This is a genomic window from Vibrio penaeicida (assembly GCF_019977755.1).
In the GTDB taxonomy this organism is placed as follows: Bacteria; Pseudomonadota; Gammaproteobacteria; order Enterobacterales; family Vibrionaceae; genus Vibrio; species Vibrio penaeicida.
Window position 1 is genome coordinate 650315 of record NZ_AP025145.1, and the last position, 12689, is coordinate 663003.

10 protein-coding genes are annotated in these 12689 nt (G+C 42.8%); 3 read left to right on the plus strand and 7 right to left on the minus strand.

What is annotated here, in order from left to right:
* The first annotated feature begins 359 nt into the window (after positions 1 to 359).
* Positions 360 to 899: a GNAT family N-acetyltransferase gene (locus tag LDO37_RS21230; RefSeq protein ID WP_180958293.1), complete on the plus strand. Its 540-nt coding sequence runs from the start codon at positions 360 to 362 to the stop codon at positions 897 to 899.
* Positions 900 to 971: 72 nt separating this feature from the next.
* Here the strand turns inward: LDO37_RS21230 and LDO37_RS21235 are convergent, their stop codons facing one another.
* From LDO37_RS21235 to xdhA, 5 genes are read right to left on the minus strand one after another with little or no spacing between them, the layout of a single operon-like run.
* Positions 972 to 1502, minus strand: a complete 531-nt coding sequence (locus LDO37_RS21235; RefSeq protein WP_126608018.1) for a GNAT family N-acetyltransferase — start codon at positions 1500 to 1502, stop codon at positions 972 to 974.
* A 13-nt stretch (positions 1503 to 1515) separates the two neighbouring features.
* A complete protein-coding gene (gene guaD, locus LDO37_RS21240) occupies positions 1516 to 2832 on the minus strand; it encodes a guanine deaminase (RefSeq protein WP_126608019.1) in 1317 nt (438 codons plus the stop codon).
* Positions 2833 to 2862: 30 nt separating this feature from the next.
* Positions 2863 to 3714, minus strand: coding sequence for a xanthine dehydrogenase accessory protein XdhC (xdhC, locus tag LDO37_RS21245; RefSeq protein ID WP_126608020.1), 852 nt, complete (start codon positions 3712 to 3714; stop codon positions 2863 to 2865).
* Positions 3715 to 3742: 28 nt separating this feature from the next.
* Positions 3743 to 6142 (minus strand): xanthine dehydrogenase molybdopterin binding subunit, encoded by a 2400-nt coding sequence (gene xdhB, locus LDO37_RS21250; RefSeq protein ID WP_126608021.1) that lies wholly within the window; start codon positions 6140 to 6142, stop codon positions 3743 to 3745.
* Positions 6135 to 7583, minus strand: coding sequence for a xanthine dehydrogenase small subunit (xdhA, locus tag LDO37_RS21255; protein WP_126608022.1), 1449 nt, complete (start codon positions 7581 to 7583; stop codon positions 6135 to 6137). The genes xdhB and xdhA overlap by 8 nt, the downstream gene beginning before the upstream one ends.
* Before the next feature lie 618 nt (positions 7584 to 8201).
* On the opposite strand from xdhA, the gene LDO37_RS21260 reads away from it, so the two are divergent.
* Together LDO37_RS21260 and LDO37_RS21265 are read left to right on the plus strand one after the other, a co-directional pair.
* On the plus strand, positions 8202 to 8822 hold the full coding sequence (locus tag LDO37_RS21260) for a heme-binding beta-barrel domain-containing protein (protein ID WP_126609715.1): 621 nt from the start codon (positions 8202 to 8204) through the stop codon (positions 8820 to 8822).
* A gap of 890 nt (positions 8823 to 9712) precedes the next feature.
* The gene (locus LDO37_RS21265) at positions 9713 to 10900 is read left to right on the plus strand and encodes a M12 family metallopeptidase (protein WP_185829932.1); all 1188 of its coding nucleotides are present in this window, start codon (positions 9713 to 9715) and stop codon (positions 10898 to 10900) included.
* 125 nt (positions 10901 to 11025) lie between these two features.
* On the opposite strand, the gene LDO37_RS21270 is transcribed toward LDO37_RS21265, so the two are convergent.
* Together LDO37_RS21270 and LDO37_RS21275 are read right to left on the minus strand one after the other, a co-directional pair.
* On the minus strand, positions 11026 to 11409 hold the full coding sequence (locus tag LDO37_RS21270; RefSeq protein WP_101110007.1) for a hypothetical protein: 384 nt from the start codon (positions 11407 to 11409) through the stop codon (positions 11026 to 11028).
* 213 nt (positions 11410 to 11622) lie between these two features.
* On the minus strand, positions 11623 to 12651 hold the full coding sequence (locus LDO37_RS21275; protein WP_126609816.1) for a nuclear transport factor 2 family protein: 1029 nt from the start codon (positions 12649 to 12651) through the stop codon (positions 11623 to 11625).
* Positions 12652 to 12689: the final 38 nt, after the last annotated feature.

Below are 12689 nucleotides of genomic sequence, written 5' to 3' on the forward strand. Positions count from 1 at the left end.
GATTTGGTCATATAACCTTAGTTTTATATATCTTTTAGCCTATCAAACTAGACATATATGATTTTAATTTCTGTAAATGTAGTCATTTTGGGTAAAAAAAGTGAATAATTTGGTTTGTTTTGCTTTACTGTAGTAGAAACTAAAAAAGCAGTAGAAAACTGCGCTGTATTTAAAGTTAATTGAGCTCTCTGCCCAAGAGAGCGCAAATGGAATTAACTGATATTACATTGACGTATTTTTAGACCGTGGTTGTTGTAAAAAGCGAAGACGTTAACAAGTAAGTTGTCGTTCACGCGTTTTGACCCAAGTTATGAATACCGTTGGTGTAGCATGGAGTAATGGCACTCAAGGAGGAAAGAGTGGAATTAAGGCAAGCGAATTACCAAGATTTCGAGCGAATTGCGCAGTTACATGCAAAAAGCTGGCAACAACATTATCGTGGTCTGGTTACCGATGCTTATCTAGAGCAATACGCAGAAGACGACAGAGTTATTGTTTGGCAAACACGCTTGACCAACCCGTCGTTTAATCAAAATGTCCTCGTTCTAGAAAATGAAGGCGAACTTTGTGGGTTCATTTGTATTTATGGCAACCACAATTTCGAATACGGAACAATTATCGACAACCTGCACGTCGACTCTGCCTATCAAGGGCATGGTCTTGGCACCAAGCTAATGTTAGAAGCGGCTAAGTGGGCGGAAAAATACTTCCCAGATTCAGGTGTGTATTTGGAAGTACTTGAACAAAACGTTGCAGCGAAACATTTCTATTTGGCACTTGGAGCGACTCAATCTCATCTAAGTGATTGGAGTGCACCTTGTGGCAGCAAAGTGAAAGAAGCCGTGTTTACTTGGTCTTCACCTTCTGTGCTACTAAAAAAAGCCGAAACGTTTGTATAACGCTTTTCTGAGCCTGCATTAAAATAGGTGCCCTCAGAGCGTTTTGGTTTGAGGTGTTTTAAGTTTGTTGAATTAGCCCGCTAGCGAATCGATATCGAACCGATAAAAGTCTGTATCATCCGAATTAGACTTGGTTCGATAAAACCCTAGCGTTAGGAGAAGAGAAGACGACGCAACGTTGTTTTTCTCGACCCCGCCAATTAAAGCCCGCACCTGCTTGTTTTGTTTGCACCAAGTGAGTAATCCTCCCAGCATTTCTTTTGCCAAGCCCTTGCCTTGGTGCGTCTCTCCTAGAAGATACCCTAAATGAAGTTCATCGTTGTCGGACTGATATAAAAATATGAAACCGCATAAAGTATGTTCCGGTGTCAGGTAGACCGCGAGTGTTTGACCGTCTTCGGTGATTTTCTTTACCCACGACTCAGCCTTTTCGGCGTCATCGATTCCTTGAAAATAGGGGGGAAGTGAAACCGTTACGTTTGGTGTAAGTATGCCGATTACATCACGAATGAATTTGCTATCGTGCCTAAGTGAAGTCACGACAGTTTTAGTCACAAGATGCTGGGTAGAAAATACAGAGCTATCGTGGGTATGTGCTGGCATGAGGCTCTCGATTTTATTTGGGTGTATTTGAAGAATAAACGCTTTCACCCAGAATGTATGTCTCACATACGGTTCTGTCGTCGCCTAGGCTCATCAATACAAACAACTTCTCTTCCAGCGTTTTGGTTTGGTTCATGCGAAATTTCATCAGCTGCGTAGCATACAGATCCAACACGACAAAATCCGCTTCTTTGCCGACTTCTAGGTTTCCGATTTTGTCTTCTAGGTGCAAGGCTTTTGCACCACCAAGTGTGGCTAAATAAAGTGATTTTATAGGGTGGAGCTTTTCCTGCTGTAATTGCATGACTTTGTAGGCTTCACTCATGGTTTGCAGAATAGAAAAGCTTGTTCCTGCGCCCACATCGGTCCCCATGCCAACCCGAATACCAAATTGCTCAAGTTTAGGAAGTCGAAACAACCCCGACCCAAGAAACAGGTTGGATGTGGGGCAAAAGGCAATGGCTGATTCGGTGTCTGCCAACCGTTGGCATTCACAATCCGACAAATGAATACCGTGGGCAAACACGGAACGTTTGTGCAGTAACCCATAATGATCGTAGACATCTAGGTAACTTTCTCTTTCAGGGAAAAGCTCCAATACCCAGTCGATTTCCTTCTTGTTTTCGGAAAGGTGAGTGTGCATATACACGTCTGGGTACTCTTTCAGGAGCCGACCAACGGTGGCGAGTTGTTCGGCAGTGCTGGTGGGGGCAAACCTTGGCGTAACAGCGTAGTGCAAGCGAGAGCGCTTATGCCATTTTTCGATTAGGGCTTTGGAATCGGTGTAGCCTGATTCTGGTGTGTCTGTTAGCGAATCGGGCGCGTTTCTGTCCATCAACACCTTACCCGCGATCATTCTAAGGTTGCGTTGCTCTGCCTCTTCAAAGAAGACATCGACCGACTGTTTGTGCACCGTGCCGAATACCAAAGCCGTGGTTGTGCCGTTGCTTGCCAGCTCATCCAAGAACAATTTGGCAACTTGCCGTGCGTATTCTGGATCTTTGAACCTCAGTTCCTCTGGGAAGGTGTAGTTTTCTAGCCAATCCAAAAGCTGCTCACCGTAGGAGGCAATCATCCCTGTTTGTGGATAGTGAATATGGGTATCAATAAACCCTGATGTGATCAGCTTGTCTTCAAACCGCGTGATTTTTATTGAAGGTGACAATGTAGGTAAGATGGTTTTCGCATCGCCGATTTGATCGATAATGCCATCTTTAACGACGATTATACCGTCTTCAAAATACTGATATGAATTTTCCAAACCCACTTCCTGTGGATCTGCCACACTGTGCAGCACGGCGCTACGAAAAGCGTGCGTTGTGGTCGTCATGTTGCTTCCTTTAGGTCTTGCCCAGCGGCTTTATGCCTGTTTTGGCTGTGTAATATGTTGGAGGTCGTCATCTTGTGCGCGACTCTCCTTGGTTTTTGTTTCGGCTAATTCTGCTTGGTGGTAATGGGCGATCAACTCTCCTGCAACCGATATGGCGATTTCCTCAGGTCGTTTCCCTGGAATATCACTGATGCCAATTGGGCTGGTCATACTGGCGAGCTGATTATCGCTGTAACCACGTTGTCTTAGCCGCATATCAAACTTTTTACGCTTGGTCGATGAACCTATCACGCCTAAATAAGCGCTGTCTCCTCTGTCAAGGATAGCCTTTGTGAGGTCAAAATCGAGTTGATGATTATGGGTCATCACCAGAAAGTAGCTGTTTTCACGAGCAAAGTTGACTTCTCCCACTGGGTCGTCGCTTATGAGTTGCTCTACGCTAATAGGCAATTGGGAAGGGAATTCATTCTCTCGTTGATCAATCCATGTGATCTCAAAGTCTAGCGTGGCGATCACGTGAACTAGGGCTTTAGCAACGTGACCAGCACCGAACAAGTAGAGATGGCGTTTACGAGTACCTATCGGTTCAAAGCATAAGGTAGCCATACCGCCGCAGCATTGCCCCAAGCGAGCGCCAAGGTTGAACGTATCGATTTTGACTTCAGTGGCTTTCTCTTCAAGCATTGTTCTGCTTACTTGAGTAGCAATGTGCTCAAGATGTCCACCGCCGATAGTGGCAATCAACCGATCGGCGGTGATCAGCATTTTTGTTCCTGCTCCTCTAGGCACCGATCCACGCTCATTTAGCACGGTTACCATCACACAAGGTTCATTTGCGCTTTCGAGTTTCGCCAGTTCCTGAATCCAGTTGTCGCTGTACATGACTTCCTCTCTCTTTGTAACGCGTTGACTATGCCGTTTTTTTACTTGAGGTTTTCGCGCTTTCACGCACCTTTTCGATTGCCATGAGGACACGTTCGGGAGTGGCTGGCGTATCTAAGTGAGGACGAACATTTTCGCTTACGTCATTTTCTACAATCACATATCGAATGGCATCTTTCAGTGCGCTCCATACCGACATAGCAAGCATAAACGGCGGTTCGCCCACGGCTTTAGAGTGGAAAACGGTGTCTTCTGGGTTTTGTCTGTTTTGCAGTAAATGCGTTCTAAAATCGATGGGCATATCCGCCACCGCTGGAATCTTATAGCTAGCAGGACCGTTCGTCGTCAGCCTACCTTCATCATTCCAAACCAGTTCTTCTGTTGTAAGCCAGCCCGCGCCCTGAACAAATGCACCTTCAACTTGGCCAATATCGATCGCCGGGTTCAACGAAGCGCCGACATCATGTAAAAGGTCGGCGCGCAAAATCTTGTATTCACCTGTCAGTGTATCGACGATGACTTCGGAGCAAGACGCACCATAAGCGAAGTAATAAAACGGTCTGCCTTTGGCTTTTTCGTGATCGTAGTAAATTTTGGGGGTTCGGTAGAAACCTGTACTAGAAAGCGACACTTGGTTGAAGTATGCCAGTTGAATGAACTCGTCAAATTCGATAAGGGTTTTGCCCGCCTGAATGATGCCGTTCTTGAATTGGACGTCTTCCGGCGCAACCTTGAAGTGCTCGCTGGCGAAGTTCACCAAACGTACTTTGATGTGTCGCGCTGCGTTTTGTGCTGCTTTGCCGTTCAAATCGGTGCCCGAAGACGCTGCCGTTGGTGATGTGTTTGGGACTTTTTCAGTATTGGTGGCGGTGATCTGAATACGGCTGATATCAACCTGAAATTCCTCGGCGACAATTTGCGCCACTTTGGTATTCAAACCTTGTCCCATTTCCGTGCCACCGTGATTTAGGTGAATACTGCCATCGGTGTAGATGTGGATAAGCGCCCCAGCTTGATTCAAAAAAGAAGCGGTGAAGGAGATTCCAAACTTAACCGGTGTGATGGCTAAGCCTTTCTTTAGAATAGGGCTTTGTTTGTTGAATTCGTTGATCTCCTCGCGACGCTGGTAGTAGTCGCTAGTGTCAATCAACTGTTCAGTGATCTCTGGCATAAAATCACTGTCTTCAACTGTTTGGAAATAATGAGTAACGTTACGCTCTCTTTTTCCGTAGTAATTCGCTTGACGTACTTCCAAAGCGTCTTTGTTCAGATAAGCCGCTATGTCGTCCATGATGTGCTCAATGGTCATCATGCCTTGCGGCCCGCCAAACCCACGAAATGCGGTGTTGGATGCGGTGTTGGTTTTGCAGCGATAACCCGTAACCGTCGCCTCACCCAAGTAGTAAGCGTTGTCTGAGTGGAACATGGCGCGATCGACTATCGAGCTTGATAAATCGGGTGAATAACCACAGTTACCTGCCACGTCTATCTCGATACCCGTTATCGTTCCTTGATCGTCAAACCCTACTTTGTACTGGTTGTAGAACGGGTGACGTTTCCCCGTCATCATCATATCTTCGGTTCGGAACAAACGCATTTTGGTGGGGCGATTGGTTAGTTTAGCAATCACCGACGCCATGCATGCTGGATAGGACGATTGAGTTTCTTTGCCACCAAATCCACCGCCCATGCGGCGTACATCGATGAGCACTTTGTGCATGGGAATACCCAATACGCCAGCAACCAGTTTTTGAATTTCGGTTGGGTTTTGGGTGGAAGAATGGACGATCATGCCACCGTCTTCTGTGGGCATCACGGTGGCGATTTGAGTTTCTAGATAGAAATGTTCTTGTCCGCCCACATGCAAGCTGCCTTCAAGCACATGTTTTGAATGAGCAATGGCTGTTTTAGAATCCCCTCGCTTTTGCTGGTGGGTATCGGTGACAAACAGTTTTTTCTCTAACGCTTCTTCTACGTCTAAAACGGCGGGCAGTATTTCATACTCGATAACTGCTGCATGTGCCGCTTTTCTTGCAACTTCAAGATCGTTGGCTGCAACGGCAATGACAGGTTGGCCAACATACTCAACTTTTCCATCAGCGAGTAGAGGATCCCCCGGCAGTATTGCGCCAATATCTAAGTTACCAGGAATGTCTTGGCTGGTAATTGCGATGGCAACACCTTCAAATTCGTAGCATGGTGAAAGGTCGATACTAAGAATGTTGGCGTGCGCGTGGGGGCTGAGTAACGCGTAGGTGTGCAGCTGATTTGGGAATTCTAGTTTATCGTCGATGTATTTGGCTTCGCCTGTGACTTGCAGGGCAGCGCTGTCGTGTTTCACGCTTTTGCCTACGCCTGTTTTTAGATCTTGTTTGAATAACGCCACCATTTCTTCGTGGCTCATGGTTGCTTTAGGCGAATTAGACATAAGACGTAACCCTAGTTTCGATCGTGTTATTTTGGTGAACAGATTCTATATAAAAGCGTCGGAGTAGGTTTGCTGCACTCAAAGCACGGTATTCCTTGGTCGCACGGAAATCGCTCAACGGCTCAAAGTCGTCCACAATGGTTTTCATCGCAGCGAGTATCGTTTCTTCTGTCCAAGCTTTATCCACTAGTACCTGTTCGCAGTGCGTTGCACGTTTAGGAGTTGCTGCCATACCACCAAATGCAATTCGCGCTTGTTTTACTACGCCATTTTCTACGGTTAAGTTAAACGCACCGCAGACTGCCGAGATGTCATCGTCTAAGCGTTTTGAAATTTTGTATGCCTTAAATGTTTGCTCTGCCGCTAGAAGCGGAATATGGATAGATTCAATAAACTCACTGGGTTGCTGCGCTGTGACTTTGTAACTCACAAAATAATCTTCTAACAACATAAGTCGAGAGGATTCCCCTCGGCGTAGTGACAGTTGAGTACCTAAAGCGATGAGTAAAGGGGGCGTATCGCCAATTGGAGATGCATTAGCGATGTTGCCACCTATGGTGCCTTGATTGCGAACTTGAAGTGATGCAAATCGATAAAGAAGCTCACCGAAATCTGGAAAGTGCTGGGCGAGTGTCTGGTATGCATCATTCAGCGTGACGTTAGCCCCTAATATCAATTGGTTGTCTTTAATTTTGCAGCGCTTCATGTCAGCAACTGCGGCGACGCTAATTAGGGTTTCAATAGGGCGTCTAAACTGAGTCACTTCTAGAGCGAGATCGGTTCCCCCCGCAACTAACTTGGCACTGGGGTGACGCATGTACAGTTCAGCCAATTCGTCTGTGTTTGTTGGGAGGAAAGCATGGTGATCACCACATTGCAATTCTCCTTTTTTGATGGAGAGAGCGGTGAGTTTGGCGATGGTTTCTTCTTCCAATATTGAAAATTGGTCTTTGAGTTGTTGATTGTTGCTGAGTGACAGCGCCGCATCAATGATAGGTCGATAGCCTGTACATCGACATAAGTTGCCTGCAAGTGCTTCCAATACATCGTGCTTGGTTGCTGTCGTTTTGTTCTTGATGAGGGCAAACATAGACATGATAAAGCCAGGTGTACAGAAGCCGCATTGTGAGCCGTGAAAGTCCATCATTGCCTGTTGCACCGGATGCAAGCACCCATCTGGATTTTTTAGATCTTCAACGGTGATTAGCTGCTTTCCGTGTAAAGATGAAACGAAAGTCAGGCACGAGTTGATAGATTGGTACACCAGTTTTCCATCGACCACTTCACCTAATACAACGTTACACGCTCCGCAGTCACCAGAACCGCATCCTTCTTTTGTTCCGGTTTTATTCAGTTGTGTTCGCACGTATTGCAAGATAGTTGTGTTTGGTGACACGTCTTTAATGTGTATCACGGATTGGTTAAGCAAAAACGAAATCACGGTTTCTCCTAGCATTGTATCGATCAATAAAAGCTGACCTATGGGTCAAGTTTTGAATAAACTGACCTGAAGGTCAACAGTTTGTTAACGTTTTTGATACATTTGTGCTCAAGTAACCTACGGATGCTTGTCTTTGTACAGCGAATGGGTATGGCGACAATTAAAAAATATTAGTTAAGAGTAGAAATTTTTGTTAATTATTTACGTGATCATAATGTTTGTTTGGGGATGGTGTAAAAAGGTCATGTTATAAAGTTAGGTAACTCAATATAAATTGAATTTAATAATTGGTTTATTTTTTAAGTTATCATCAACCTTAAGAGTTTAAGGCTGGAGTTTTTATGTTTATTATCATTTAAGTTATTGTTATTTAAAGATTTATGTTAAAGTCTTGAGTTCTTTGGAATTAGCATTAATAAATATAATAGAGCTTTGTTTATTTACCTTTTTAATATGTTTTCTTGTTTATTTTCTCAAGTCTATTCATGTGGATAATAGGTACATACAATGTAACATTTATTTTATTTTTATTGAGTGTTAAAGTGTTTTTCCATATATATTTAAATTTAAGGTTAGTGAATAATATCGACCAAATAAACAACAATTTGGAAGCAAAACATGAAGAAGTATCTTGCAGCAGCAATGGCGGCAGCTTTATCTCTACCAGCCGTAGCTAACCATACCGAAATTGATGGGATGGATTTTGGTCCTTTGGCATCACTAGTGGGTACATGGAAATCGGTTGAAGCAGGTGGGGTAGATATTGCACCTGCACAAAAGGGCACACCACAAGGTGAAGGTGCTCCAGCAGTTACCCCATTTTATGAAGTGATAACGTTTGAAGTTGCAGCGGACGCAGTTAATGCGAGCTCGCAAAGTCTTGTTGCTCTGTACTATAAGCAAGAAGTTTTCAGAAAAGCGGACGACACGAAGTTTCACGACCAGCGCGGATATTTTATCTACGATGCTGATAACCAAATTGTTTACAACTCCTTCTGTGTTCCTCGCACAACGTGTGTAACCGCAGAAGGGCAAGCGGGTAAACAGATGACGCTTACTGCGTCTAAGCGTGGGATTGCAGAGTCAAATTTCATGACAGATAACGCAACGACTACGGGGTTCTCCATGACTATCTCAATTGAAGACGAAAAGCTGACTTATTCGCAAAATACCGTTTTGAATATTTATGGGAATGCAATGGCACATACAGATGCGAGTACTTTGTACAAAGTGAAGTAAAAGCCAGTCTAAATTTTGAGTAAATCATAAAAAGCATCCATTGGGTGCTTTTTACATTTGAGGCTTACCGGAATATGAAGAACTGGGTTAATTGCTAAGGTAATGTTAGAAGTCATAAAATTTGAATCGCTGTTTAATTTTCATTATTAAAATTTACAGTATAAAAGGTTGTAAAGTTTACTGTTAGCTTGATAGTAAATAAAAATATAATTGCTTAACTATAAGTTAAGCTGGTTGTAATTGGATTGTATACTTGTTTTGCAGCTAGTTTAAATACTGTGTGAGCTTTTCTAAATATACCATCAATTTTATTGTGATTTCTTATTTGTTACTGTATAACAAACACATTCGGTTTTTAACTTATTTTGTTTTTTTATTATCTGTTTGTTTTTTAATTTCAACTTATTGAATGTAAAGGTTATAATAATTCTTTTAAATTTAAAACTAAAAATAAATTAGTATTGCCTTATGTTTGTTTTTTTTGGTTAATAATCTAACTTATTGTTTTTTATGGTTCTTTAATTTATGTGATATTCATTTAGGTTGAGTTTAACTAATGATTAATTATACTCAAAATTAAGAATTTATTATTCAAATAGATGTTGTTTGTGATTTCTATCTCGATATTGATCTTTGTTAGATTATGGCTAAATTAGATGGTGGCTATTATTTGCATTTGTAAATATCATAAACCATATTATTGTAGCCACTTCATTTTATGTTTTAGATAAAGTATGCGTGTCTGTATTATTTGGTAAATTGCTCTTATGTTATTTGTAGGATAGGTCTGTTCCATTTTTAAGGGGTTTTAGTATCTATAACCCTAAGGCAACCTTATATACAATCACGTTAAAAATGGAAGTGGAATCTGACAACATATGGAGGTAGTTATGAAGCTTAACATAGTAATTTCAATATCTGCATTTTCTATGACTCCGCTCTTTGCATTTAGTGCAAATGAAACAGATGTAAATGCAGAAGTACCCGCTATTGATACTCAGCAGACTCATATTATAGGGACGAATGACATTATATCCTATGATGTGAAAGAGTTGGTTGGTGGTAAAGCCGCGGTATTCCAAGGTGATATAGTGCTAGGTTCCGCGAGCAATGTTCAAGAATATGGTGTTCAACCAATGCGTTTCTTCGATGAAGGAGAAATGACGGGGTATGCAGCATGGAGTGGGTATGCGAAGTGGCCAAACGGTGTCGTCCCTTATACTATTTCAGCCAATATTCCGGCTTATGATGTTGCTTCTATAAAAGAAGGGATGAGTTGGATCGAAAACGTGTCGAATGTTCGTTTTGTTGAGCGAAGTAATCAAGCTGGATACATTACTATCATTCGTGATCGTGGTTGCTACTCTCAAGTTGGTTATACTGGTAGAGCTCAAAACCTGTCTATTGGTCAGGGCTGTGGTACGCCGGGTATTGCTGCTCATGAATTCCTTCATGCACTTGGCTTTTGGCACGAGCAATCACGCGCTGATCGCGATCAATATGTGAATATTCATTGGAATAACATTGAACAGGGCAAAGAGCATAATTTCGAGAAGAAAGGGGAAGTGACAACGTCCGTTGGTCCATACGATGTGCATTCTATCATGCATTATTCCTATCGTGCGTTTAGTATTAATGGTCAGCCAACGATTACGTCCAAAGATCCTTCTGTACCCAACGATCAGTTAGGTCAACGCCAGCGTTTAAGTGATTATGATATTGCAGCATTGCAAGAAACATATGGAGGAGGGGGCACAACGCCACCTCCTACACCCGACCCTATCAGTGCAACTATTACAGATGTGAGTGTTGCAAGCGGTGAATGGCAGTACTTTGTTTTGGATTTACCTAGCGGTTACAGGAATCTGACAATCACAACGTATGGCGGGAGAGGCGATGTGGATCTATATGTAAGGAAAGACGCTCGACCTACCTTTGATTATTACAATTGTGCTTCTTGGCGTGATGGTAATTCTGAAATATGTGATATTAATTCCCCCGAAGCTGGGGAGTGGTATATTGGCGTAAATGGTTACTTTGCAAGTTCAGGCGTTACGATCACCGCCGAAGCGGATTGAATATTTCGTTAAACACATGTAAAAAGCTAGCTTCTTATTAGAGAAGCTGGCTTTCTTTATTCATGATACTGACTTTTGAGCTGGAAAGCTGATTTGAACCAGCAAGCTAAATACGCAAGCGACGCTTAAATCTTAGATACGTTGTATCCAGACTCGCGCAGTAAATCTCTTTCTTGCTTTATCAGCTGTGCTCTATCTTCGATGAGCTCATGAAGTGCTTGAGAAGGCTTAGAAGCCAATTCTTTAAATTGATCGAAAGAAGAGGCGTGTTCAACGCTTTTAAGCATTTCGCTTACAGCGTTACGCGCTTCACATGGATCTGTTTCTGTTTTGAAATAGTCGACGCTGTGTACGGCTTCTTTCATTTCGGCAAGCAGCTCGGCAGGGCTATTTTCTAAAGCAATTAACATGTAGTTATCGAGAACACGTTTAGCAAACAATAGCTCTTTCAATGGAATATCGCGCCCGCTTACAATTAGGGACTGGCTCAGAATGGGACTAGAACTCATGGTTTTTCCTTAAACGAAAACAAAGGTTGGGCTAGGCAAAGGAAGCAAAAGTGAATAGATTTGTGCTTCATTTCAATATTTATACAGTGTTTGAGTCGATGTCAAAGGAAATGAACGGAAAAAGAAAATTTTTCTGGTTGAAGGGCGGGGGTATCCTTTCCCCCTAGGGACGTTACCTCACCATTAAGGTATAGGCTAACGAGTTTTCAGCGATTACCAGCGGTATGGGTAAGCAAAGATTTCGTTAATATTGTAGCGCTCATCGACAGGTTTCACTTTTTGTTCCACGCTCCACTGTTCAACAATTTTCCCTTGATTGTTGAAACGGAAAATGTCGATGTAACCTGTGCCTAGATCGTTTTCGACATCACGATCCACTTGTTTGGAGTGGACAAGCACCATATCACCCATCGCAATGGTTTGAGCTGGTGTACGGACAAAACGCTTCCCATTTTGTGCCATACCTTGAAGGTGGTTGATAAAAGCTCCTTTACCATTTTGCGCTTCAGGTGTGTGCCCAACGAAGTTAGCATCGACAAAACGTCTCACATCATTGAGATCGCTGAGGTCGTTGTAGGTATTGATAACTCGAAGCGCTTTTGTGCGATTGAGATCTGGGTTCTGTCTTGCGTACATATCAACCTCAGGCCCTGAAAGCTCTGTGCTAGACTCTACGCCTTGATAGTGATCCCAGTGCTCAACCAATTTACCATCTTCGACACGCCAGATATCAACATAAACATCTGTACTGCCGTTGTTTGTCCATGCTGAGTGAATGGCAACGTAATCTTTTTCTGCAATCGTTCGTAAAATGTCTACTTCAATGTTTGGGTTATCGTCTAGATACTTCAATAACTCGACACGCAGTGGTTCAGCACCATCAGGGTAATCAGGTGCATGCTGAACGTAAACTTCGCCAATGTAGTCGTAGTAAGTGTTGTAATCTCTGTTGATCAATGTGTCTGTATAGAAACCTTCAGCAACATGTACCGACTCCATTGTTTGGAAGAATTCCTGACGAGCTTTAGATTGTTGATAGCTACCCTTATAAGATTGATTTGCATAAGAACGGCTCGGGAAAACGATGGCATTTTTTTGTGCTTGAGAATGTTGAGGAAATTGAATCGAACGTTGTTGTTCATTAGATTCACCTGGGAAAACGATCGCTTGTGAATTTTGAGCAACAGCAGCACCAGAAAGGGATGCCATAATTAGGCTTGATAGTATGAGTTTTTTAGACATTTTGTCTTCCTTTTTATCTTCTTGGGAGAAAACACATC

Coding starts and splice junctions, on each gene's coding strand:
- LDO37_RS21235 (WP_126608018.1), bottom strand. CDS start 1,502: ATGCCAGCACATACCCACGATAGCTCTGTATTTTCTACCCAGCATCTT.
- guaD (WP_126608019.1), bottom strand. CDS start 2,832: ATGACGACCACAACGCACGCTTTTCGTAGCGCCGTGCTGCACAGTGTG.
- xdhC (WP_126608020.1), bottom strand. CDS start 3,714: ATGTACAGCGACAACTGGATTCAGGAACTGGCGAAACTCGAAAGCGCA.
- xdhB (WP_126608021.1), bottom strand. CDS start 6,142: ATGTCTAATTCGCCTAAAGCAACCATGAGCCACGAAGAAATGGTGGCG.
- LDO37_RS21260 (WP_126609715.1), top strand. CDS start 8,202: ATGAAGAAGTATCTTGCAGCAGCAATGGCGGCAGCTTTATCTCTACCA.
- LDO37_RS21265 (WP_185829932.1), top strand. CDS start 9,713: ATGAAGCTTAACATAGTAATTTCAATATCTGCATTTTCTATGACTCCG.
- LDO37_RS21270 (WP_101110007.1), bottom strand. CDS start 11,409: ATGAGTTCTAGTCCCATTCTGAGCCAGTCCCTAATTGTAAGCGGGCGC.
- LDO37_RS21275 (WP_126609816.1), bottom strand. CDS start 12,651: ATGTCTAAAAAACTCATACTATCAAGCCTAATTATGGCATCCCTTTCT.